Raw genomic sequence first — 22,640 nt, forward strand, 5'->3', positions numbered from 1 at the left:
GAAAGATTTCGCGTGCGGGTGACAGCCCGCTCTTCGCGCACTGCGACAGCTCAGTCACGCTACGCTCACAAGGATCCGAAGCAGGCACGCGATCTCGGCACGACGCCGACAGGACACCCAGGTCATCCCAGTTCACGGCAGAACGGCACAAGGCGACGAATGCCCCAGCACACCTCCGGGTCCGACCGGACGGCGATCCCGCCAGCCGCCCGCGACGGCGGCAGCGTGCGCCCGCCCGCGCCCTCGACACTCGACGAGCTGTGGCGGTCGTACAAGTCGACCGGTGACGAGCGGCTGCGGGAACAGTTGATCCTGCACTACTCACCGCTGGTGAAGTACGTCGCGGGCCGCGTCAGCGTGGGTCTGCCGGCCAATGTCGAGCAGGCCGACTTCGTCTCGTCGGGAGTGTTCGGACTGATCGACGCGATCGAGAAGTTCGACATCGAACGGGAGATCAAGTTCGAGACGTACGCGATCACCCGTATCCGCGGGGCGATGATCGACGAACTGCGGGCGCTGGACTGGATCCCGCGGTCGGTGCGGCAGAAGGCGCGCAATGTCGAGCGTGCCTACGCGACGCTGGAGGCACGGCTGCGGCGCACCCCCTCGGAGGGCGAGGTCGCCGCCGAGATGGGCATCGGTGTCGAGGAACTCCACGCGGTGTTCAGCCAGTTGTCGCTGGCCAATGTGGTCGCCCTGGAGGAGCTGCTGCACGTCGGCGGGGAGGGCGGCGACCGGCTGAGCCTGATGGACACGCTGGAGGACACCGCCGCCGACAACCCGGTCGAGGTGGCCGAGGACCGGGAGCTGCGCAGGCTGCTGGCGCGGGCGATCAACACGCTGCCCGACCGGGAGAAGACCGTCGTCACGCTCTACTACTACGAAGGGCTCACGTTGGCGGAGATCGGCAACGTGCTCGGGGTGACCGAGAGCCGGGTCAGCCAGATCCACACCAAGTCGGTGCTCCAGCTCCGCGCCAAGCTGGCCAGTTTCGGACGCTGAGCGCGGTCGTGCCGTGACGGCGGGCGGTCCCGCCGTGCCGTCCGGGCGGCGGCCTCGGCGCGACGGACGCCACTCTGCCGGGCTCGCCGGAGTGGTTCCCGTCCGCGTCGCCGCGTCCGTACAGTGGTTGACGTGCCAAGGATTCGAGCGGCCTCCGTGGCCGAGCACCGGTCGATGCAGCGAGCCGCCCTGCTGGACGCGGCGCGGTCCCTGTTGTCCGAGGGCGGGACGGAGGCGCTGACCTTCCCCGCGCTCGCCGAGCGGACGGGGCTCGCGCGCTCCTCCGTGTACGAGTACTTCCGGTCCAGGGCGGCGGTCGTCGAGGAACTGTGCGAGGTCGACTTCCCCGTCTGGGCGGCCGAGGTCTCGGCCGCGATGGCCGCGGCGGACGGCCCCGAGGCCACGGTCGAGGCCTATGTGCGCAGTCAGCTCGCCCTGGTCGGGGACCGGAGACACCGGGCCGTCGTGGCCATCTCCGCCAGCGAACTCGACGCGGGTGCCCGGGAAAAGATCAGGGCCGCGCACGGCGGGCTGGTGACGATGATCGGTGAGGCGCTTGCCGAGATGGGTCACGCCGAGCCGCGGCTGGCCGCGATGCTCCTCCAGGGCGTGGTGGACGCCGCGGTGCGCCGCATCGAGCTGGGCGCCGCCGAGGATCCCTCCGCGATCACGGAGGCGGCCGTGACGATGGCCCTCCGGGGCGTCCGGGGCTGACCCCCGCCGCCGACGGCTGGACCGCCTCCCCGTCCCCCAGGTCTTCGCCGGTCAGGAGCGGGTGCCCGGGCTGGTGAGCGGCAGCAGGCGGGACGGGCCGGCGTTCAGGAGCCACGGGGGGAGCAGGGACAGCGGGTTCAGATAGGCAGGGCCTCTGAGCAGGCCCCAGTGCAGACAGGGCGTCGCTCCGCAGTGCGGGTCCGGCGCCTCCAGGGTGCCGACGGCCTGGCCCGCGAGGACCTCGTCGCCCTTGCGTACCGAGGCCCGCACGGGACCGTACGTCGTCCGCAGCGGAGGCGCCCCCGTCCCCGACAGCTCCACCGAGACGACCCCGCGCCCCGCGACCCGGCCCGCGTACGAGACCCGGCCGGGCGCGACGGCCCGCACCGGGGCGCCGGGCACGGCCGCGAGGTCGACCCCGCGATGCCCCCGGGAGTAGGCCGTCGCCGGCGGTTCCCAGCCCCGTACGACGAACGGCCGGACACCCACGGGCCAAGCGCGCGCGAGTGCCGGCACCGAGGGGTCGGCCGTAGGCGGGGAGGCCGGGGCCCTCGGCCCGGGTCCGGCCCCGGGAGCCGGCGCCGATGGGTCGGAGGCGCCCAGAAGGGTCGCGGCCAGGCCCACGAGAAGCCACATACGCGCACATCGGTTCACTCGCATGCCGGAACCGTGCCGCACCGAACGGATCATGGCCGGGATCTGTGGAGTACCGGCCGGTTGTGGACAGCGGCGTCACCTGCGCCCTCTCGGGTCCCGTACACTTCTGATGGCGACCCGGGTCATCGGGTCGACTTCGCACGCCCCGACATCCGGTCACCACCGGTGTCAGCGCCTCTCGGTCCTCTGTGGCAAGGCGCGTCGCGGGCGTCAGGCGCGAGTGCCGTCCGGCACACGCGGCACAACCGAGAAAACCGAGGAGAACGGCCATGGCCGTCGTCACGATGCGGGAGCTGCTGGAAAGCGGCGTCCACTTCGGTCACCAGACCCGTCGCTGGAACCCGAAGATGAAGCGCTTCATCTTCACCGAGCGCAACGGCATCTACATCATCGACCTGCTCCAGTCGCTGTCGTACATCGACCGCGCCTACGAGTTCGTCAAGGAGACCGTCGCCCACGGCGGCACGGTCATGTTCGTCGGCACGAAGAAGCAGGCGCAGGAGGCCATCGCCGAGCAGGCCACCCGCGTCGGCATGCCCTACGTCAACCAGCGCTGGCTGGGCGGCATGCTCACCAACTTCTCCACCGTCTACAAGCGTCTGCAGCGCCTCAAGGAGCTCGAGCAGATCGACTTCGAGGACGTCGCGGCCTCGGGTCTCACCAAGAAGGAGCTTCTCGTGCTCTCGCGCGAGAAGGCCAAGCTGGAGAAGACCCTCGGTGGTATCCGCGAGATGCAGAAGGTGCCCAGCGCCGTCTGGATCGTGGACACCAAGAAGGAGCACATCGCGGTCGGCGAGGCCCGGAAGCTCAACATCCCGGTCGTCGCCATCCTCGACACCAACTGTGACCCGGACGAGGTCGACTACAAGATCCCGGGCAACGACGACGCGATCCGCTCCGTCACCCTGCTCACCCGCGTGATCGCCGACGCCGTCGCCGAGGGACTCATCTCCCGCTCCGGCGCCGGCAAGGCCGCGGGTGACAAGGCCGCGGGCGAGCCGCTCGCCGCGTGGGAGCGCGACCTGCTCGAGGGCGAGAAGAAGGCCGACGACGCCGAGGTCCAGACCTCCGCCGAGACGGAGAAGGTCGCCGACGCCGAGCAGGCCGAGGTTCCGGCCGCCGAGGCCGAGGCTGTGGAGGCGCCCGCCGCCGAGACGGAGGCCGTCGAGGCCCCCGCCGCCGAGGCTCCGGCCGCGGACGCCGAGCAGGCCTGACCCCTCACCCCTTCGGGTTTGTGAACGGCGGGGGCCCACAAAGCCCCCGCCGTTCGTCCCGTAGATCTTCAGACTTCGAGAGAGACTCCAGAAATCATGGCGAACTACACCGCCGCCGACGTCAAGAAGCTCCGTGAGCTCACGGGCGCCGGCATGATGGACTGCAAGAAGGCGCTGGACGAGTCCGACGGCAACGTCGACAAGGCCGTCGAGGCGCTGCGGATCAAGGGCCAGAAGGGCGTCGCCAAGCGCGAGGGCCGCTCCGCCGAGAACGGCGCCGTGGTCTCCATCATCGCTGACGACAACACCTCCGGTGTCCTGGTCGAGCTGAAGTGCGAGACGGACTTCGTCGCCAAGGGCGAGAAGTTCCAGGCCGTCGCCGACGAGATCGCCCAGCACGTCGTCAAGACGTCTCCGGCTGACATCGCGACGCTCCTCGGCTCCGAGATCGAGCCCGGCAAGACGGTTCAGGCGTTCGTCGACGAGGCCAACGCGAACCTGGGCGAGAAGATCGTCCTGGACCGCTTCGCCCAGTTCTCCGGCGCCTTCGTGTCCGCGTACATGCACCGCACCATGCCCGACCTGCCCCCGCAGATCGGTGTTCTGGTCGAGCTGGACAAGGCCGACGCCGACCTCGCCAAGGGCATCGCGCAGCACATCGCCGCCTTCGCGCCGAAGTACCTCTCCCGTGAGGACGTTCCGGCCGAGGTCGTCGAGACCGAGCGTCGCGTCGCCGAGGAGACCACCCGCGCCGAGGGCAAGCCCGAGGCCGCGCTCCCGAAGATCGTCGAGGGTCGCGTGAACGGCTTCTTCAAGGAGGCCACGCTCCTCGGTCAGCCGTACGCGCTCGACAACAAGAAGTCCGTCCAGAAGGTTCTGGACGAGGCCGGTGTCACCCTGAAGCGCTTCTCGCGCATCAAGGTCGGCATCTGAGTCCGTACCGCGATCGACGCGCGACCCCGATAGGGTCGACAGCAGTCGTCCGCGTACGCCGGCATCCACGCGTGTGTGCCGGACGACAGCAGATCTGACGAGGAGGCCATTGCCGAGCATGGGATGCGAACACACCCCACCGGCAATGGCCTTCTTCGTATGTGCACCATGAGGAGATCTCCATGACCACCACCCAGGCCGGAAACGGCGAGAAGAGCGACGACGGCAAGGGCGCGGGCCGCTTCCTGCTGAAGCTTTCCGGCGAGGCGTTCGCCGGTGGCGGGGGACTGGGCGTCGATCCCGACGTGGTGCACAAGATCGCCCGCGAGATCGCGGCCGTCGTGCGCGGCGGTGCCCAGATCGCCGTCGTCATCGGCGGCGGCAACTTCTTCCGCGGCGCCGAACTCCAGCAGCGCGGCATGGACCGGGCCCGCTCCGACTACATGGGCATGCTCGGCACGGTCATGAACTGCCTCGCCCTCCAGGACTTCCTGGAGAAGGAAGGCATCGACAGCCGCGTCCAGACCGCCATCACCATGGGCCAGGTCGCGGAGCCGTACATCCCGCTGCGCGGCGTACGGCACCTGGAGAAGGGCCGTGTGGTCATCTTCGGCGCCGGTATGGGCATGCCGTACTTCTCCACCGACACCACCGCCGCCCAGCGGGCCCTGGAGATCGACGCCGAGGCGCTTCTCATGGGCAAGAACGGCGTGGACGGTGTCTACGACTCCGACCCGAAGACCAACCCCGAGGCGGTCAAGTTCGACGCGCTCAGCTACGGCGAGGTCATCACCCGGGACCTCAAGGTCGCCGACATGACCGCCATCACGCTGTGCCGTGACAACAAGCTGCCGATCCTGGTCTTCGAACTCCTGGCGGAGGGCAATATCGCGCGGGCCGTCAAGGGTGAGAAGATCGGCACACTCGTGGGCGACCACAGCGGCCGAGCCTGACGGGGAACGCGCTGGACCGGATACGCCTTCCGGTCCGGGACGGACCCCGACCGGGGGATGGACAATGTCCTGCCGGTCCGGAACCGTGCAGGAACAAGACGCGACGCAGCCGGCCGCCGGACTCCGACGAGGAACCGCTGCCGGGCCTACTCAAGACACGCAGGAGCAAGTGGTGATCGAAGAGACCCTCCTCGAGGCCGAGGAGAAGATGGAGAAGGCCGTCGTGGTCGCCAAGGAGGACTTCGCCGCGATCCGCACCGGCCGTGCGCACCCGGCGATGTTCAACAAGATCGTGGCCGACTACTACGGCGCGCTGACGCCGATCAACCAGTTGGCCTCGTTCTCCGTCCCGGAGCCGCGCATGGCCGTGGTGACCCCGTTCGACAAGAGCGCGCTGCGCAACATCGAGCAGGCGATCCGCGACTCCGACCTGGGCGTCAACCCCAGCAACGACGGCAGCATCATCCGGGTGACGTTCCCCGAGCTGACGCAGGAGCGCCGCAAGGAGTACATCAAGGTCGCGCGGACCAAGGGCGAGGACGCCAAGGTCTCGATCCGCGCCGTGCGCCGCAAGGCCAAGGACGCCCTCGACAAGCTCGTCAAGGACAAGGAGTCCGGCGAGGACGAGGTCCGCCGTGCGGAGAAGGAACTCGACGACACCACGGCGAAGTACGTCGCCCAGGTGGACGAGCTCCTGAAGCACAAGGAAGCGGAACTGCTCGAGGTCTGATGAACGACTCTTCCTGGGGAGCGCCGCCACAAGCCGGGTACTGGGGGCCGTCCGAGCAGGGGCCTGCTCAGGGGGCGGCCCCGGCGGGTCCCACGTACGATGCGCATGACGCGCAGCACACTCGGCCCATGCCCACCGCGCCCGACGTACCCGCACATGGCGGAGACCAGGATGACGACAGGGGGGCCGCTCGGCTGAGCGGCTCCTCCGTCCGCAACGACACGCCGACGACGGCGCCCTACGGGGAGCCGTCGCACAATCCGCAGAGCCCGCAGGAGCCCATGCCCAGCACCACACCCGAGCCCGCCCCCGCACCTCAGAAGAAGAGTGCGGGACGCGACCTGGGCGCGGCCATAGGAGTGGGCGTCGGGCTCGGCGCGGTGATCGTCGCGTCGCTGTTCGTCGTCAAGGCCGTCTTCGTCGGCGTGATAGCGGTCGCCGTGGTGGTGGGGCTCTGGGAGCTCACCTCACGGCTGGAGGAGCGCAAGGGCATCAAGGCGCCCCTCGTGCCGCTCGCGCTCGGCGGGGCCGCCATGGTCGTCGCCGGATACGTGCGCGGCGCCGAGGGCGCCTGGGTGGCCATGGCGCTCACCGCGCTGGCCGTCCTGGTCTGGCGGATGACGGAACCGCCCGAGGGCTACCTCAAGGACGTCACGGCGGGGGTCTTCGCGGCCTTCTACGTGCCGTTCCTGGCGACCTTCGTGTCCATGATGCTCACGGCCGACGACGGCCCGCGCCGCGTTCTGACCTTCCTGCTCCTGACGGTCGTCAGCGACACGGGCGCGTACGCCGTCGGCTGGCGCTTCGGCAAGCACAAGCTGGCGCCGCGGATCAGCCCCGGAAAGACCCGCGAGGGTCTGTTCGGAGCGGTCAGCTTCGCGATGGTGGCGGGTGCGCTGTGCATGGAGTTCCTGATCGACGACGGCACCTGGTGGCAGGGTCTGATCCTCGGCCTCGCGGTCGCGGCCACGGCCACGCTCGGTGACCTCGGCGAGTCCATGATCAAGCGTGACCTCGGCATCAAGGACATGGGCACCCTGCTGCCGGGCCACGGCGGCATCATGGACCGGCTGGACTCGCTGCTCCCGACGGCTCCGGTCGTCTGGCTGCTGCTCGTGCTCTTCGTCGGATCCGGCTGATCGTTTTTCCGCACGCGTTTTCGACGGTACGCGTCCATGGCGTACGGATCCGCGACGCGCGCACACCGACGACACCGCCCCTTCGGGTCATCCGATCACCTCACCGTGATCCCCGTGACCCGGAGGGGTGGTGTCGTATGTACGGGGCCGGCCGTCCTGCCAGTCCACCCAGTGCGGATCGTCCAAGTACTCCCACGCGTCCGGCAGGCCGGCGCGGCGCAGGAACTCGACCACGTCGGCGTCGCTGTGGGCGATGCCGGCGCTCCGCCCGCGGATCGTGACGCGCCGCCCGCCGGCACCGGCGGGGCGGCCGACGGTGATGGGTGCGGACGCAGGGATGTGCTCGTGGTCCGGCTCCGCGTGTTCGTGGTCCGGCTCGGCGTGCTCTTGGTCCGGCTGTGCGTGATCGTCGTGGTTCGGCGGTACGTGTTCGTGGTTCACAAAACACCCAGATCCGTGTCGGGGCGGCAGTACGGGCAGGCCGTGACGCCGTCTTCGGTGATCGCCCGGAGAGCCTGCTCGCGGGCGAGCGGCCTCGTGTTCTTCCCGGCCATGCCGCAGTCGCCCGTGTGGACGGCGTCGGGGGCCGCGCCGGTACCGGCACCACCCGCCCGTCGCATCGCGAGCTTCCAGCCGCGCGGTGCCGGGGGCGACGTACGGGCCGCGCGCGTGGCGGCGGCCTCCTGGCGCTCCAGCTCGGCGATGGTGTCGTCGGTGCGGCGCAGTTGCCAGAGCAGCCACGCGCGGACGCTGCGCAGGTGCTGCAGGCGGGACACTTTTTCGGACACATATTCGATTCTAGGGCCTGGTGTGGCGTCGTGACAGCACCCCTCGGGTGCCCGCCCGCGCCCCGGCCCGAACCTCGTGGAATTCTCGCGGAAGGTGGCGCCCGTCGCCGCGTCGCGAGGAGACGCAGGTCACATTCAGGTCGGTCACACCGTGCCGGGCCGCTCCGTCAATCAGGTGTAACCACGAGAAGCGACCCGAGGGAGCACGCCATGGAAGCCCGCCTGAACCTCTTCGCCAGCCCGGTGTCGGCCAAGTTCATGAAGCACATCGTCGCCGCGGGCAGGCCGCTCGCGGAGTCGACGCTGCCGCTCGCGACGCAGGAACTGGTGAAGCTTCGTGCCAGCCAGATCAACGGCTGCGGTTTCTGCACCGACATGCACAGTAAGGACGCGGAGGCCGCGGGCGAGACCTCCGTGCGCCTCAACCTGGTCGCGGCCTGGCGGGAGGCGACGGTCTTCACCGACGCCGAGCGCGCCGCTCTGGAGCTGACGGAGCAGGCCACGCGCATCGCCGACGCGGCCGGCGGCGTCTCGGACGAGTGCTGGGCGAACGCCGCCAAGTACTACGACGAGGAGCAGCTCGCCGCCCTGGTGTGCTGCGTCGCCCTCATCAACGCCTTCAACCGCGCCAACGTGATGATCCAGCAGCCGGCGGGCGACTACCGGCCCGGCCAGTTCGCGTAGTCGGGGGCGGGCGGGCCGGGTCCCGCGGGCGGGTGCGTCCGGGGGCCCGTCCGCCGGGGCGCGGGTTCGTCCGTGGATCGGCCGATGGCCGGGCCCTTCGGATCGATCGTCCGACGGCTGGTCCGGCGCCTTCGGCTGGTCCGGGGCCTTCGGATGGTCCGGCGGCCGCTGTCGTACGAGTGAATCCCGCCGTTCTCCGGTCGGCGGCCGTAGCGACAGCGGGAAGCCTTTCCCGCACCGGACACGTCACAGGCAGGGAGCACCCCTATGCCGAAGTTCCTTATCCAGGCCCGCTACACGCCCGAGGGGGCGAAGGGCGTCCTCAAGGAGGGCGCGAGCGGCCGCCGCGCGGCCGTCGAGCATGTCGTCGCCGGCCTCGGCGGGACCGTCGAGGCGATGTACTTCTCCTTCGGGGAGGACGACTTCGTGTGCGTCCTCGACTTCCCCGACGCGGTCTCCATGGCCGCCGTCAGCCTCAGCGTCAAGGCCAGCGGAGCGCTCTATACCCGGGCGACACCGCTTCTCACCCTCGACGAGATCGACGAGGCCGCCCGCAGGGAGGTCGCCTTCCGCCCGCCGGGCGCCTGACGCGAGCGGGCGCGGTGCCCGCTTCTGGCCCGCCCCGGTGCGCAGCGCTGCGCACGTGGTCAGCGCTGCGTACGTGGTCAGCGCCGGGTCCCCGGGGCGATCTCGTCGAGCAGGGCGCGAACGCGTTTCTCGATCTCGTCGCGGATCGGGCGGACGGCTTCGACTCCTTGCCCGGCGGGGTCGGGGAGCTGCCAGTCGAGGTAACGCTTGCCGGGGTAGACCGGGCAGGTGTCGCCGCAGCCCATGGTGATGACGACGTCGGAGGTCCGGACCGCCTCCGCGGTGAGGACCTTGGGCACCTCGGCCGAGATGTCGATGCCGCTCTCGGCCAGGGCTTCGACGACGGCGGGGTTCACGGTGCCGGCCGGAGCGGAACCCGCGGAGCGCACCTGGACGCGGCCGTCCGCCAGGTGGGTGAGGAAGGCGGCGGCCATCTGCGAGCGTCCGGCGTTGTGGACGCACACGAAGAGCACGGACGGCTGTTCGGCGGGGGTGTTCATGGAGGGTGCGCTTTCTGGCGAGGGGCGGGTCAGGGGAGTGCGGGAGCGGCGGGTTCGGGTTCGCCCTGGAGGTCGGCGGGGACGGCCGGTGCGGGTGCCCGACGTCCGAAGACGGCGACGACCAGACCCAGTCCCAGCGCGGCGCCCACCAGTTGGGCCGCGACGAACGGGCCGAGGGAGCCGGGGGCGATTCCGGCGAACGTGTCGGTGAAGGCCCGGCCGATGGTGACCGCGGGGTTCGCGAACGAGGTGGACGACGTGAACCAGTACGCGGCACCGATGTAGGAGGCCACGGCCACGGGCGCGTAGCGGGCTCGGCCGGTGCGGGCCAGGCCGAGGACCAGCAGGACGAGGCCGGCGGTCGCGACGGCCTCGCCCAGCCACAGGTGACCGGCGAAGCGGTCGCGGGTGGACCATCGCACGAGCGGTTCGCCGAACATCGCGTCGGCCAGGACCGCGCCCGCCACGGCCCCGGCGACCTGGGCCGGTATGTACGCGGCGACCTCGCGCGCGGTCGGTCCGTCCCCGGTGCGGCGGCCGGTGGCCCAGGCGGCGAGGGTGACGACAGGATTGAAGTGCGCGCCGGACACCGGGCCCAGAAGCGCGATCAGCACGCCGAGACCGAAGACCGTGGCCAGCGAGTTGGCGAGCAACTGCACGCCCACGTCGCTGGTCAGCTCGGTGGCCTGGATGCCGGAGCCGACGACCACCGCGACCAGGGCGGCCGACCCGACCGCCTCAGCCACGGCCCGACGGCCCAACGGGACGCTCACGCGGTCGACTCGGCGGCCTGCGAGGTCTTCAGGAAGGCGGCGAGCCGGTCGAGGTTGGCGGGCAGCGCCCAGTAGTAGACCCACGTGCCCCGTCGCTCGCAGTCGATGAGACCGGCCTGCCGCAGGAGCTTGAGGTGGTGCGAGATCGTCGGCTGGGACAGGTCGAAGGCCGGCGTCAGATCGCAGACACAGACCTCGCCGCCCGCCCGCGACGCGATCATCGACAGCAGCCGCAGGCGTACCGGGTCGCCCAGCGCCTTGAACGGCTTGGCCAGCTCGGCCGCCTGGTCCTCGTCCAGCGGGGCGGTCACCAGGCCGGGGCAGCACGCGCCGCTCTCGTCGGTCTGTCCCAGGACCACAAGCTCTTGCTTCGACATGCGTCTATGTTGACATCCTTCGATTCAAGACACAAGCTTGTATCGATAGACGTCAATGCAAGCCGGACGTCCATGCAAGTCAGATGTCAATGCAAGCCGATGGGAGACCGTCATGTCCCGTGCTCAGCTCGCCCTGCGTGTCAGCGACCTCGACGCGTCGATCACCTTCTACTCGAAGCTGTTCGGCGCCGAACCCGCCAAGCGGCGCGAGGGCTACGCCAACTTCGCCATCACCGAGCCCCCGCTCAAGCTCGTCCTGATCGAGGGCGGCCCCGGCGAGGAGACCCGGCTCGACCACCTCGGCATCGAGGTCGAGTCCACGGACCAGGTTGGCGCGGCCGCCACCCGCCTCAAGGACGCCGGCCTGGCCACCTTCGAGGAGAACGACACCTCCTGCTGCTACGCCCTCCAGGACAAGGTGTGGGTGCACGGCCCCGGCAAGGAGCCGTGGGAGGTGTACGTGGTCAAGGCCGACGCCGGCACACTCGGCAAGAGCGCCACCCCGGCCACGACCGGCGACGGCTGCTGCACCAGCCAGGTCCCCGAGGAATCCGCCCCCGCGACGGCCGGATGCGCCTGCGGGCAGTGAGCGGGCCGGCCTCAGGACCTGGTGCGCAAGCAAGCCCAAGGGAAGAATTCTGACGGGGTGTTGGCCGGCTCAACCGGACGGCGTGACCGAGGATCCCACGCCGAACCACTGCTCGGCTCCGTACTCCTCGAACCGCTCCACCTCGGTGAACCCCAGCTTGGCCGCGAGGCGCATCGAGCGGTCGTCGGCGCTCTGGGTGCAGAGCACCACGGGCTCGCTGGGGAGGGCGGCGGGGAACCAGCCGAGTGCCGCTGCGCACGCCTTGGCGGCGTACCCGCGTCCCCACGCTTCCGGCAGGAACATGTAGCCGAGTTCGGCCTCTCCGGCATCCGGACGGACGTGACCCGGACGCTCCGCGTCGCGCCGATCGAGCGTGATCATGCCGATCATCGCTCCGTCGAGATCGATCACGAAAAAGCCAGGGCGCCGCCCGGGCACCTCGGGTGCCGTGCGCTCGAGCTCATCACGCGGTCGAGGGCCACCGATGTAGGTGCCCACCTCTGGCGAGGCGAACAGCTCGATGAACGCCACAAAGGTCGACAGGGCCTCCGAGGGCCCTACGGGTGCGAGTCGAGGCGCCACGGGGCGAGACCGTAGCCCAGCTCGGAAGGCATCTGCGCTGGGCTACGGCGGAGCCGCCCGCGGGACTCGCCGCAGGCACGTCGGAGTCGGGCGGTCACTACCTCGCCGTCAGGGTCTGGCCGCCCGAGGCCGGCTTGACCTGGACCCAGCCGGCGGTGCTGGGCACGCCCTCCTCGTTCAGGAGGAAGAGCATGTAGTAGCCGGGAGGGGCGGCATTGGCCGACGGCGGTGCCTGGAGTTCGAGGAAGCTGCCGCTGCGGCTCTTGATCCGCAGGTCGAGGTGGCGCTGGCTGGTGTTGACCGAGTGGGTCGCGGTGGTCGGTGCCAGCAGGACGGCGCGGGTGACGTCGGAGGCGGTGTTGCTGCTCACCGTGATCTTCTCGTTGTACCCGACGGACGGGTTGAAGATGGTGCCGAGGTGGGGGCGGCTGCCCTGCTGGAGGTAGGCCGGCTCGTAGATCTCGATGCTGCCGTTCATGTCGTCGCTGACGTCGGGGTCGTTGGCGAGCTGCTGGAGCTCGTCACCGGTGACCATCACGCGGCCGTCCGGGAGAACCACGGCGTTCGAGTGGTATCCGCGCGGCAGCCGCTGGGCCGGGCCGAGCTTCCAGTTGCCGTTCTCGTCACGCAGTTCGATCTGGCGGTACTTCAGGTCCGCGTTGGGGTTGTACGTGCCGTTGCCGTAGTCACGGATGTCGAAGGCGCCGTTGACAGTCATCAGGGTCGCGTCGGGCATGAGCAGGGTGTCGTCCTGGGTGCGGCCGAAGGCTCTCGCCTTCTCCTTGCTCCACTGGCCGCCGACCAGCTGATAGGTGTTCGGGTCGTCCCGGTCCCCGCCGAGCACCAGCACCGAGTCCGGGCCCTTGAAGCCGGCCGGGAGCGGCACGGCCGAACCGTAGTTGCGCGGCATGTTGTCCGGTCGGGGTGCCAGATCCGTCCGGGTCTCGGCGGCGGGGTCGAACTTCCACTGCTGCTCGGGGTTGCGGCCCAGGCCGTAGATCTTGCCGTCACGCAGCGAGAAGAGGTGCGGGTAGTCCCGCTTGAACGGGGCGTCGGCCTTGAACCGTTCCACCGTCCAGCCCTCCGGCTTGTCCGTCTTGGCCGTGGGCACGGGCTTGTTCAGGGCGGGGAAGCGCTCGACGATCGAGGTGGGGGTGCCCCAGCCGAGCTCCGACTGGCCGGACATGATCAGCTGCCGCCCGTCCGCGCCGGTCACCACCGACGGGTACCACCGGCCGACCACCATGTCCTGGTTCTGGTACCACTTCTCCTCCCATGGGTCGAAGACGAGGGAGAGCTTGGCGCCGGAACCCCCGTTGCCGCCGAGGTTGCCGCCGAAGACGCCGAGCATCCCGTTGGGCAGGAAGGAGTGACCGGCACAGAAGAACGGCGCGGGGCGGGGCTGGTTGAGCCCGTCCGGCATGTTGATCACGGGCGGCGTGACCTTGGTGAACGAGCCCGGACCGGTGCCCTTGGCCGGATCCCACAGGTATGCGCGGCCCGCGTTCTCCTTGCCGATGGTGTCGGTCGGGGCCGGCTCCTTCTGGGGGTTGCTCTCGATGCGCTCGAAGGAGAACAGCAGCACCTTGCCGGTGGGCAGCATGGCGATGTGCGCGGCGAAGTCCGGGGACTGGAAGTACTCCCGGAACCTACCGGCGTCCAGCGCGTCGAAGTCCGCGTTGACCTTGGCCTGGGAGGCCGCGAGTGCCTTGAGCCGCTCGGTGCGGGTGGACTGCGGGTACTCGCCGACGGCCTTGAGGGCCCTCCTGGTCATGGCGTGCTCCTCGGCGTGCTCCTTGCCGATGACCGCCGCCTCGTCCGGGTCGGCCTGCGCCCGGTCGGCCGAGTGGGCGTCACCACCGTGCTCGTGGGCGGCGGCCGGGCCGGACGACAGCACGGTGAGTGTCAGCGCGGAGACGGCACACGCGGAGATCGCCGCGTACCGCATTCGTCTGGGCGACGGGCCGGTCAGGTTCCTGGGGGACATGGGACTCCTTGCGAGAGAGGGCAGGGCGCGCAGCGGTGGCGTCGCGGCCACTCCGTGTCACCGGTCCCATGGCGAGAACGTGACGAGAGCGCATGACATAAGCGCACGACGCAGGCATATGACTACTTACAGTGTTCGCGTGCCGGGCGGCCGCTGTCGCGCGATGCCGGGCAGGCGGGTGATCCTTTGGCCGCCAAGCGGGCCAGGACCCTTGCGGGACAGGGGTTCTGCACTGCGGCACAGGATCGCGATGCGGTCGGCCCGGAGATGTCTCATCCTCACGTCGATCACATAGCGTAGTTTTATAGTTACTGTAATGATCCCATGGCATATGCGACTGTCACGGAGGAAACATGATGGAAGGCATCAAGCTGTGTCAGAGTGACGACATCCAGGGCGATGTGATCGCGGGCTTCAAGAAGGACCGCATGACGCTGCTCTTCCTCAAGTTCGAGGACCCCGCGCGGGCACGCACCTGGGTGAAGCGACTCGCCTCCCAGATCTCCACCACCAGACAGGTGGCCACCTTCAACGCGGCGTTCCGCAAGGCCAGACAGGCCACCGGCGGCGACGACCCGCAGACGTTGAAGGCCACCTGGACGAACGTCAGCTTCACCTACGAGGGCCTGAAGGTCCTCAACGGCGGCAAGGACCCACTGCCCTCGGTGCCGAAGGGCGGCACTCTGGAGGCGTTCAAGGAGGGGTCCCACAAGCGCTCACTCGGCGACACCGGCGACAGCTCACCCGAGAACTGGCTGTTCGGGGACGGTAAGGGACAGATCGTGCACGCCGTGATCACCGTCGCCTCCGACACCGTCGAGGGGCTGCAGGACGCGTTGACCGCCCAGCGCGAGGCAGCCGCGCAGGCCAAGATCGTGATCGTCTTCCAGCAGAACGGCGCCACGCTGCCGGGAACACGCCGTGGAAAGGAGCACTTCGGCTTCAAGGACGGGGTCAGCGAGCCGGGGATCATCGGCTTCGACGAGCCCGACCCGAAGCGGCCGGAGTACGTCAAGGACCACCCGGGCACCCGGCTGATCCCGCCCGGTGAGTTCGTCATCGGGCACGACCGGGTCGGCGGGATTCCGTACGACGAGATGCCCGAGTGGGCCAAGAACGGCAGCTTCCAGGTGGTGCGCCGACTTGGTCAGGACGTCCCCGGCTGGTGGGCCCAGGTCAGCGCGCAACTGAAGGTCCTGAGGAAGGCCAAAGTGGTGCCGGACGAGGCGACCACCGAATGGCTGGCCGCCCGCCTGGTGGGCCGCTGGCGCTCGGGCGCGCCCGTCGCCAAGTGCCCGCACGCCGACATGCCGGACAACGCCCTCGCGAGCCAGGACAACGACTTCGGCTACCGCGACGACCCTGAGGGGTTCACCACCCCGCTCTTCTCCCACCTGCGCAAGACCAACCCCCGGGACGGCCTGCAGGAGAAGCCCGGCACGGACCCGTTCCCCGAGAACCCGGTCATGGACCGACGCCGGATCATTCGCCGCGGCGCCCCCTACGGCGCGCCCTTCGACCCGGCCTCGGACGGCCCCGGCGGCCCCGACCATCCGCGCGGACTGCTCTTCGTCTGCTACCAGTCCGACCTCGTCGAGCAGTTCGAGTTCATCCAGAAGATGTGGATCGACAACGTCGACTTCCCGCCGAACCGGCCCGCGAAGCCCGGCCCCGACCCCGGGGTCGGCCCCACGGGCAAGGTCGCCTTCGAGAGTCCCAGCGCGACGACCGAGCTGGGCTTCCACCAGTTCGTCACCACCGAAGGCTCTGTCTACGCCTTCGCCCCCTCGCTCACCACACTGCGCCTGCTGGGCGACGGCCGCCTCACCGACAAGTTCCCGGACACGGTCCGGCCGACCGACGCCTTCCTGCCGATCCCCGATCGCCAACGGGACCAGGGCAAGAGCTGGTACTGGGCCTACGGGACCGGCGGCGACGGGCCGGTCTGTCGCACCATCTCCATCGCCGACGGCGACGAGCACAAGGACGTCGTCGAGCGCCCCGACCGGCCCCTGTCCACCTGGTCGTGCTACGACGGCGTGTCGAGGGTGGACGCGATCCTGCCGGTGCCGGACGAGCAGCGTGTGGCCGGCCGGAGCCGGTACTGGCTGTTCCACACCGTGGAAGGCCGCCAGGCATACCGGCTGATCTCGGTCGCGGACGGAGCGGAGTCCGAGCTCGCCCCCGAGACGGCGGCCGCCGTCGACCGGCCCGACCGACCGATCTCGGCCTGGGCCTCGTTCAACGGAACCACGCAGGTGGACGCCTTCCTGCCGGTGCCCGACATGCAGCGCCAGAACGGGAAGAGCTACTACTGGCTCTTCCACTCCTCCCTGGGGGAGCAGGTCTACCGGCTGATCTCGATCGCCGACGGCTCCGCGCACAACGACGTCATCGAACGCGGCGACCGTTCGCTCAGCCTGTGGCAGTCATTGGCCGGTATCTCCGGAGTGGACGAGTTCCTCGCCGTACCGGACATGCAACGCATCAACGGGCTGAGCCTGTTCTGGGTGTTCCACCAGCAGAAATACCGGATCATCTGCATCGCCGACGGCCACGGGCACAGCGACCAGGTCGCGGTCGAGGATCGCCCGATCACCTTGTGGAAGTCCCTGACCGCCTGAGGCACGCCCGCCGTCGCACCCACTGAACGAGAAGTCCCAGCTCAGACGATGTCTGAGCTGGGATTCAGTGGAGCCGCCCTCGGGCAGCGTGCCCGTAAGAGCGGACGACCACGGTCGGAAGCGGCATTGATCGATTCGGCGGGCGCAGCGCAGGTCCCGGCCGCCCATGATCAGTTGTGGCTGTTCCGGGCAAGGAGCGTGTTCGGTCGCGTCCTGGCCGGATCGCCCCCTTGCGTGCCCTTCGTGTACGTATCACGCAGTTCAGAGGGGAGGCCTGGGGGAGGGAGCACTGCATGTCGGTGTTGGGTGGCTATCCGGTAGGACCGTCGGCCTGGGCCGTCCGAGGCCGGCCAACGCTGACGGTTGGTGCCCGCGCGTGACCGCCCCCACCCCGCTCCGGCCCGGGTCGGTGGTATTGATCTGCGACACTGGTTACGCCATGCCTAAGCCCGGAGAACTCACCTTTGTCGCGCCGCGCGGAGCCAAGAAGCCGCCGCGGCACCTTGCCGATCTCACGCCTGCCGAGCGCAAAGAGGCGGTTGCCGCGATCGGTGAGAAGCCGTTTCGTGCCAAGCAGCTCTCGCAGCACTACTTCGCCCGGTACGCGCACGACCCCGCCGAGTGGACGGACATCCCGGCCGCCTCGCGCTCCAAGCTCCAGGAAGCGCTGCTTCCCGAGCTGATGACGGTCGTGCGGCACCTGTCGACCGACCAGGACACCACCCGCAAGACCCTGTGGCGGCTCTTCGACGGCACGCTCGTCGAGTCCGTGCTCATGCGCTACCCGGACCGGGTGACCATGTGCATCAGCTCGCAGGCGGGCTGCGGGATGAACTGCCCGTTCTGCGCCACCGGACAGGCCGGCCTCGACCGGAACCTGTCGACCGGCGAGATCGTGCACCAGATCGTCGACGGGATGCGGGCGCTGCGTGACGGCGAGATCCCCGGGGGTCCGGCGCGGCTGAGCAACATCGTCTTCATGGGGATGGGTGAGCCGCTCGCCAACTACAAGCGGGTGGTCGGCGCGGTCCGCGCCCTCACCGACCCCGAACCGGACGGGCTGGGGCTGTCGCAGCGCGGTATCACCGTCTCGACGGTCGGTCTGGTTCCCGCGATCAACCGCTTCACGGACGAGGGCTTCAAATGCCGGCTCGCGATCTCCCTGCACGCCCCGGACGACGAGCTGCGTGACACCCTCGTCCCCGTGAACACACGGTGGCAGGTGCGCGAGGTGCTGGACGCCGGCTGGGGATACGCGGACCGGTCCGGGCGCCGTCTGTCCATCGAGTACGCGCTGATCCGCGACATCAACGACCAGGCCTGGCGGGGCGACCGGCTCGGCCGGATGCTCAAGGGCAAGCCCGTGCACGTCAACCTCATCCCGCTGAACCCGACCCCGGGCTCGAAGTGGACCGCGTCGCGGCCCGAGGACGAGAAGGCGTTCGTCGAGGCGATCGCCGCCCACGGCGTCACGGTCACCGTCCGGGACACCCGGGGCCAGGAGATCGACGGAGCGTGTGGTCAGCTCGCCGCGACCGAGCGGTAGTCTGAACCGGGTCGGTTTGTTTCGTCATCTTCGTTCTTCGATGTCGTCATAGCCCGGCATCTTCACCGTCCGACATCTTCATATTCCGACAGGGGAGCGCCACAGCGCTGAGAGTGCGGGACAGACCGCAGACCCTCTGAACCTTGCCCAGGTCATTCTGGGTAGGAAGTTCGGTCGTTACTCAAGCTGTTGCGCCCTGCCCGGGAACCGTCAGAGGTCCCGGGCAGGGCCGCGTCTCTTCCTGGTCACCCAGGAGGAATTCAGTGATCACCCACACCAGCGGTGGCAGACGGCTCGCGGTCACCGCCGTCGGGCTCGGCCTCGTCGCGCTGCCCGTGCTGTCCGCGTGCGGCTCGTCCGACGCCACCGGCTCGGGCGACTCGAAGACGATCACGCTCGTCAGTCACGACTCGTGGCTGGTGTCGAAGAGCGTCCTGGCGGACTTCGAGAAGCGGTCCGGCTACAAGGTCCGCGTCCTCAAGGACGGCGACGCCGGGCAGGCCGTGAACAAGGCCATCCTGACCAAGGACAACCCCCAGGGCGACGTCTTCTTCGGCGTCGACAACACCCTGCTCTCCCGCGCGCTCGACAACGGGCTCTTCCAGCCGTACGAGGCCAAGGACGCCGACCAGGTCCTCCCGGAGTACCGGACCGACCAGGACAAGCACCGGGTCACGCCCATCGACACGGGCGACATCTGCGTCAACTACGACAAGGCCTGGTTCAGCAAGCACAAGCTGGCGCCGCCGCGGTCCTTCGACGACCTGGCCAAGCCCGCGTACAAGAACCTCCTGGTCACCGAGAACGCGGCCACCTCCTCGCCCGGCCTCGGCTTCCTGCTCGGGTCCGCCGCGCACTACGGCGACGAGAACTGGCAGGGCTACTGGAAGAAGCTCAAGGCCAACGGCGTCAAGGTCGTGGACGGCTGGGAGCAGGCCTACAACGAGGAGTTCTCGGGGTCCGCCGGCGGCAGGAAGGCCAAGGCCGACCGGCCGCTCGTCGTCTCGTACGCCTCCTCGCCGCCCGCCGAGGTCATCTACGGCGACCCGAAGCCCGCCACGGCCCCGACCGGCGTCGCGGACGGCACCTGCTTCCGGCAGGTCGAGTACGCGGGCCTGCTCAGCAACGCCAAGAACGCCAAGGGCGGCAAGGCGCTCCTGGACTTCCTGCTCACCAAGGAGTTCCAGGAGGACATGCCGCTCAACATGTTCGTGTACCCGGTCCGTGAGGGCGCGCGGGTGCCGGCCGAGTTCACCCAGTACGGTCCGCAGGCCAAGGATCCCCAGACCCTGACGCCCGCGAAGATCGCCGCCGACCGTGACCAGTGGGTCAAGTCGTGGACCTCGCTCGTACTGAAGTAGCCGACGGGACGGTGACGGCCGCCGGTCCGGAGAGGACCGCCGGACCGGCCGGACCCGGCGGGCGGGACCGCGCCGACCGGACCGCGCGCCGGGCCCGCGGACAGAACGCGGCGCGGTTCGCCCTGATGGCGCTGCCCGTCGCGTTCTTCGCGGTCTTCTTCGCCTATCCCGTCGCCGCGATCGTCTCGCGCGGGCTCCACACGGACGGCGGCTGGCAACTGGGCCGCATCTGGGACGTCGCGACCCGCTCCGACATCCGGCACGTGCTGTGGTTCACCACCTGGCAGGCGCTCGCCTCCACAGCGCTCACGCTGCTGGTCGCGCTCCCCGGCGCGTACGTCTTCGCGCGCTTCGACTTCCGGGGCAAACGGATTCTCCGGGCCGTGGTGACGGTGCCCTTCGTGCTGCCGACCGTGGTCGTCGGCACGGCCTTCCTCGCGCTGGTCGGCCGGGGCGGCCTGCTCGACGAGCTGTGGGGCGTACGCCTGGACACCACCGTGTGGGCCGTCCTCCTCGCGCACGTCTTCTTCAACTACGCCGTGGTCGTACGGACCGTCGGCGGGCTCTGGTCGCAGCTCGACCCGCGTCAGGAGGAGGCCGCGCGCGTGCTCGGCGCCTCGCGCCTGACGGCCTGGCGCAGGGTGACGCTGCCGGCCCTCGGGCCCGCCGTGGCCGCCGCCGCCCTCATGGTCTTCCTCTTCACCTTCACCTCGTTCGGTGTCGTGCAGATCCTCGGCGGTCCCACCTTCTCGACCCTCGAAGTCGAGATCTACCGGCAGACCTCCGAGATCTTCGACCTCACGACGGCGGCCGTGCTGACGATCGTCCAGTTCGTCGCCGTCGGCGCGATCCTCGCCGTGCACGCGGCGACCGTACGCCGACGGGAGACCGCCCTGCGTCTGGTGGCCCCGGACACCACCGCGCGCCGGCCCCGGGGCGGCGGACAGTGGGCGCTCCTCGCGGGCGTGCTCGTGAGCATCGCGGTGCTGCTCGTGCTGCCGCTCGCGGTCCTCGTCCAGCGGTCCCTCGACGCCCCGGGCCTCGGCTACTACCGGGCCCTGGCCGACGACGACGGGGGCGTCTTCCTCGTCGCCCCGATCGAGGCGGTCGGCAACTCCCTGGAATACGCGCTCGCCGCCACCGCCATTGCCGTACTGATCGGCGGTCTGGCCGCGGCCGCCCTCACCCGGCGCGCCGGCCGGCTGATGCGGGGCTTCGACGCACTGCTGATGCTGCCGCTCGGCGTCTCTGCGGTGACCGTGGGCTTCGGGTTCCTGATCGCCCTGGACGAGCCGCCGCTCGACCTGCGCGCGAGCTGGATCCTGGTGCCGCTGGCACAGGCACTGGTCGGCGTCCCCTTCGTCGTACGGACCATGCTGCCCGTGCTGCGCGCGGTGGACGGGCGGCTGCGGGAGGCCGCGGCCGTCCTCGGGGCGTCGCCGTGGCGGGTGTGGCGCGAGGTCGATCTGCCGATGGTGCGGCGGGCCCTGCTGATCGCGGCCGGCTTCGCCTTCGCCGTCTCCCTCGGGGAGTTCGGCGCGACCGTCTTCATCGCGCGGCCCGACAACCCGACACTCCCGGTTGCGGTGGCCCGGCTGCTCGGACGCGCGGGCGATCTCAACTACGGCCAGGCGATGGCCCTTTCGACGATCCTGATGGTGGTGTGCGCGGTGGCGCTGCTGCTGTTGGAGCGGGTACGGACCGACCGGACCGGGGAGTTCTAGATGCTGCTGAGCCTGCAGGGCGCGACCGTACGCTTCGGCGGGCGGGCCGTGCTCGACGCCGTCGACCTCGATGTCGCCGAACACGAGATCGTCTGCGTGCTGGGGCCGAGCGGCAGCGGCAAGTCCACGCTGCTGCGGACGGTGGCCGGACTCCAGCCGCTGGACACGGGCCGGGTGGTGCTGGACGGACGGGACCAGGGGAGTGTTCCCGCGCACAGGCGGGGCGTCGGCCTGATGTTCCAGGACCACCAGCTCTTCCCGCAGCGCGACGTGGGCGGCAACGTGGCCTTCGGGCTGCGGATGCACGGCACGTCGAAGAGCGGCCAGGCGGCCCGGGTGGGGGAGCTGCTCGACCTCGTCGGTCTGCCCGGAGCCCGCGACCGCGCCGTGGCCTCGCTGTCCGGCGGTGAGCAGCAGCGCGTGGCGCTGGCCCGCGCCCTGGCCCCGAGCCCCCGGCTGCTGATGCTCGACGAACCGCTCGGCCAGCTCGACCGCTCGCTGCGCGAACGGCTCGTCGTCGAGCTCCGGCAGCTCTTCGGCGCGTTGGGCACGACCGTGCTCGCCGTCACGCACGACCAGGGCGAGGCCTTCGCGCTCGCGGACCGGGTCGTGGTGATGCGCGACGGGCGGATCGCCCAGTCCGGCACGCCGCTCGATGTCTGGCAGCAGCCCGCGGACGCCTTCGTGGCCCGCTTCCTCGGCTTCGACAACGTGGTCGAGGCGACGGTGGGCGCCGGTGCCGCCGACACCCCGTGGGGCAAGGTCCCCGTGCCCGAGGGCGCCCCCCAGGGGCCCGGAACGCTCCTCGTACGGCCTGCCGGTGTGCGGCTCACGGCCGCGGCGGACGGGCTGCGCTGCACGGTCGCCGCACGCACCTTCCGGGGCACACACGTCGCCGTACGGCTCCAGCCGGAGGGCGCGCCCGCGCTGGAGGCGGCGTGCGCGCTGCGGGACGCGCCGGAGCCCGGGGACATGGTCGGGGTGGAGTTCGACGCGGGCGAGGTCGTCGTCCTCGGGGCGTGATCCCCGGGAAAGGAACCGGCGCGGCACGCCGGCCGAGCGCGGTGTCCGGACATGCGTGCCGGGACCTCGGGATCGCTCCGCCAGGGTTGGTCCAGATCCGGCGGAGATACTCGACGAGTTCGTCGCTGGGGTCCGGGGCGAGTGCGACGCGG

23 protein-coding genes are annotated in these 22,640 nt (G+C 70.1%); 15 read left to right on the top strand and 8 right to left on the bottom strand.

The genetic code is table 11. The annotated features are described in order from the left end of the window. Positions 1 to 159 precede the first annotated feature (159 nt). Together whiG and ACWEBX_RS11330 are read left to right on the top strand one after the other, a co-directional pair. Positions 160 to 1,002 carry an RNA polymerase sigma factor WhiG gene (whiG, locus tag ACWEBX_RS11325; RefSeq protein ID WP_261708294.1) on the top strand — a complete coding sequence of 281 codons (843 nt, stop codon included), beginning with the start codon at positions 160 to 162 and terminating at the stop codon, positions 1,000 to 1,002. Positions 1,003 to 1,158: 156 nt separating this feature from the next. Beyond that, positions 1,159 to 1,716 carry a TetR/AcrR family transcriptional regulator gene (locus tag ACWEBX_RS11330; protein WP_388781114.1) on the top strand — a complete coding sequence of 186 codons (558 nt, stop codon included), beginning with the start codon at positions 1,159 to 1,161 and terminating at the stop codon, positions 1,714 to 1,716. Positions 1,717 to 1,767: 51 nt separating this feature from the next. Here ACWEBX_RS11330 and ACWEBX_RS11335 read toward each other — a convergent pair whose 3' ends face one another. After that, on the bottom strand, positions 1,768 to 2,352 hold the full coding sequence (locus ACWEBX_RS11335) for a murein hydrolase activator EnvC family protein (RefSeq protein ID WP_451884630.1): 585 nt from the start codon (positions 2,350 to 2,352) through the stop codon (positions 1,768 to 1,770). A 290-nt stretch (positions 2,353 to 2,642) separates the two neighbouring features. On the opposite strand from ACWEBX_RS11335, the gene rpsB reads away from it, so the two are divergent. From rpsB to ACWEBX_RS11360, 5 genes are all read left to right on the top strand, one after another. Further along, positions 2,643 to 3,587: a 30S ribosomal protein S2 gene (gene rpsB, locus ACWEBX_RS11340; protein ID WP_451884631.1), complete on the top strand. Its 945-nt coding sequence runs from the start codon at positions 2,643 to 2,645 to the stop codon at positions 3,585 to 3,587. A 96-nt stretch (positions 3,588 to 3,683) separates the two neighbouring features. Continuing rightward, positions 3,684 to 4,520 carry a translation elongation factor Ts gene (gene tsf, locus ACWEBX_RS11345; RefSeq protein ID WP_451884632.1) on the top strand — a complete coding sequence of 279 codons (837 nt, stop codon included), beginning with the start codon at positions 3,684 to 3,686 and terminating at the stop codon, positions 4,518 to 4,520. Between the two features lie 182 nt (positions 4,521 to 4,702). Then, positions 4,703 to 5,473, top strand: coding sequence for a UMP kinase (gene pyrH, locus ACWEBX_RS11350; RefSeq protein ID WP_451884633.1), 771 nt, complete (start codon positions 4,703 to 4,705; stop codon positions 5,471 to 5,473). Positions 5,474 to 5,645: 172 nt separating this feature from the next. Beyond that, positions 5,646 to 6,203 carry a ribosome recycling factor gene (gene frr, locus ACWEBX_RS11355; RefSeq protein ID WP_451884634.1) on the top strand — a complete coding sequence of 186 codons (558 nt, stop codon included), beginning with the start codon at positions 5,646 to 5,648 and terminating at the stop codon, positions 6,201 to 6,203. Then, complete coding sequence (locus ACWEBX_RS11360) at positions 6,203 to 7,342, top strand: phosphatidate cytidylyltransferase (protein WP_451884635.1); 1,140 nt, start codon at positions 6,203 to 6,205, stop codon at positions 7,340 to 7,342. Before frr ends, ACWEBX_RS11360 begins: the two co-directional genes overlap by 1 nt. 87 nt (positions 7,343 to 7,429) lie before the next feature. Here ACWEBX_RS11360 and ACWEBX_RS11365 read toward each other — a convergent pair whose 3' ends face one another. Continuing rightward, complete coding sequence (locus ACWEBX_RS11365; RefSeq protein WP_451884636.1) at positions 7,430 to 7,783, bottom strand: hypothetical protein; 354 nt, start codon at positions 7,781 to 7,783, stop codon at positions 7,430 to 7,432. After that, positions 7,780 to 8,130: a DUF6233 domain-containing protein gene (locus ACWEBX_RS11370; RefSeq protein WP_451884637.1), complete on the bottom strand. Its 351-nt coding sequence runs from the start codon at positions 8,128 to 8,130 to the stop codon at positions 7,780 to 7,782. Before ACWEBX_RS11370 ends, ACWEBX_RS11365 begins: the two co-directional genes overlap by 4 nt. A 210-nt stretch (positions 8,131 to 8,340) precedes the next feature. Here ACWEBX_RS11370 and ACWEBX_RS11375 point away from each other — a divergent pair, with 210 nt between their 5' ends. Both ACWEBX_RS11375 and ACWEBX_RS11380 read left to right on the top strand, forming a co-directional pair. Continuing rightward, on the top strand, positions 8,341 to 8,814 hold the full coding sequence (locus ACWEBX_RS11375; RefSeq protein ID WP_451884638.1) for a carboxymuconolactone decarboxylase family protein: 474 nt from the start codon (positions 8,341 to 8,343) through the stop codon (positions 8,812 to 8,814). A gap of 267 nt (positions 8,815 to 9,081) precedes the next feature. Next, positions 9,082 to 9,402 (top strand): GYD domain-containing protein, encoded by a 321-nt coding sequence (locus tag ACWEBX_RS11380; protein WP_451884639.1) that lies wholly within the window; start codon positions 9,082 to 9,084, stop codon positions 9,400 to 9,402. Between the two features lie 77 nt (positions 9,403 to 9,479). Here the strand turns inward: ACWEBX_RS11380 and ACWEBX_RS11385 are convergent, their stop codons facing one another. From ACWEBX_RS11385 to ACWEBX_RS11395, 3 genes are read right to left on the bottom strand one after another with little or no spacing between them, the layout of a single operon-like run. Beyond that, positions 9,480 to 9,902, bottom strand: coding sequence for an arsenate reductase ArsC (locus tag ACWEBX_RS11385; protein WP_451884640.1), 423 nt, complete (start codon positions 9,900 to 9,902; stop codon positions 9,480 to 9,482). A gap of 29 nt (positions 9,903 to 9,931) precedes the next feature. Continuing rightward, positions 9,932 to 10,675, bottom strand: a complete 744-nt coding sequence (locus tag ACWEBX_RS11390; RefSeq protein WP_451884641.1) for an aquaporin — start codon at positions 10,673 to 10,675, stop codon at positions 9,932 to 9,934. After that, complete coding sequence (locus ACWEBX_RS11395) at positions 10,672 to 11,052, bottom strand: ArsR/SmtB family transcription factor (protein WP_451884642.1); 381 nt, start codon at positions 11,050 to 11,052, stop codon at positions 10,672 to 10,674. The genes ACWEBX_RS11390 and ACWEBX_RS11395 overlap by 4 nt, the downstream gene beginning before the upstream one ends. Before the next feature lie 112 nt (positions 11,053 to 11,164). Between ACWEBX_RS11395 and ACWEBX_RS11400 the strand changes: the two genes are divergently transcribed. Next, the gene (locus ACWEBX_RS11400; protein ID WP_451884643.1) at positions 11,165 to 11,641 is read left to right on the top strand and encodes an ArsI/CadI family heavy metal resistance metalloenzyme; all 477 of its coding nucleotides are present in this window, start codon (positions 11,165 to 11,167) and stop codon (positions 11,639 to 11,641) included. A gap of 69 nt (positions 11,642 to 11,710) precedes the next feature. Here ACWEBX_RS11400 and ACWEBX_RS11405 read toward each other — a convergent pair whose 3' ends face one another. Together ACWEBX_RS11405 and ACWEBX_RS11410 are read right to left on the bottom strand one after the other, a co-directional pair. Beyond that, entirely contained in the window at positions 11,711 to 12,172 is a 462-nt protein-coding gene (locus tag ACWEBX_RS11405; protein ID WP_451884644.1) for a GNAT family N-acetyltransferase, read from the bottom strand. Positions 12,173 to 12,320: 148 nt separating this feature from the next. After that, complete coding sequence (locus tag ACWEBX_RS11410; RefSeq protein WP_451884645.1) at positions 12,321 to 14,210, bottom strand: galactose oxidase-like domain-containing protein; 1,890 nt, start codon at positions 14,208 to 14,210, stop codon at positions 12,321 to 12,323. A gap of 353 nt (positions 14,211 to 14,563) precedes the next feature. On the opposite strand from ACWEBX_RS11410, the gene ACWEBX_RS11415 reads away from it, so the two are divergent. From ACWEBX_RS11415 to ACWEBX_RS11435, 5 genes are all read left to right on the top strand, one after another. Next, positions 14,564 to 16,834 carry a Dyp-type peroxidase gene (locus ACWEBX_RS11415; protein WP_451884646.1) on the top strand — a complete coding sequence of 757 codons (2,271 nt, stop codon included), beginning with the start codon at positions 14,564 to 14,566 and terminating at the stop codon, positions 16,832 to 16,834. A 439-nt stretch (positions 16,835 to 17,273) separates the two neighbouring features. Continuing rightward, positions 17,274 to 18,380 carry a 23S rRNA (adenine(2503)-C(2))-methyltransferase RlmN gene (rlmN, locus tag ACWEBX_RS11420; protein WP_451884647.1) on the top strand — a complete coding sequence of 369 codons (1,107 nt, stop codon included), beginning with the start codon at positions 17,274 to 17,276 and terminating at the stop codon, positions 18,378 to 18,380. Between the two features lie 263 nt (positions 18,381 to 18,643). Further along, complete coding sequence (locus ACWEBX_RS11425; protein WP_451884648.1) at positions 18,644 to 19,741, top strand: thiamine ABC transporter substrate-binding protein; 1,098 nt, start codon at positions 18,644 to 18,646, stop codon at positions 19,739 to 19,741. Beyond that, positions 19,717 to 21,465, top strand: a complete 1,749-nt coding sequence (locus ACWEBX_RS11430) for an ABC transporter permease (RefSeq protein ID WP_451884649.1) — start codon at positions 19,717 to 19,719, stop codon at positions 21,463 to 21,465. The genes ACWEBX_RS11425 and ACWEBX_RS11430 overlap by 25 nt, the downstream gene beginning before the upstream one ends. Continuing rightward, on the top strand, positions 21,466 to 22,488 hold the full coding sequence (locus tag ACWEBX_RS11435) for an ABC transporter ATP-binding protein (RefSeq protein ID WP_451884650.1): 1,023 nt from the start codon (positions 21,466 to 21,468) through the stop codon (positions 22,486 to 22,488). Positions 22,489 to 22,640: the final 152 nt, after the last annotated feature.

The sequence above is a fragment of the Streptomyces sp. NPDC005070 genome (genome assembly GCF_053600395.1).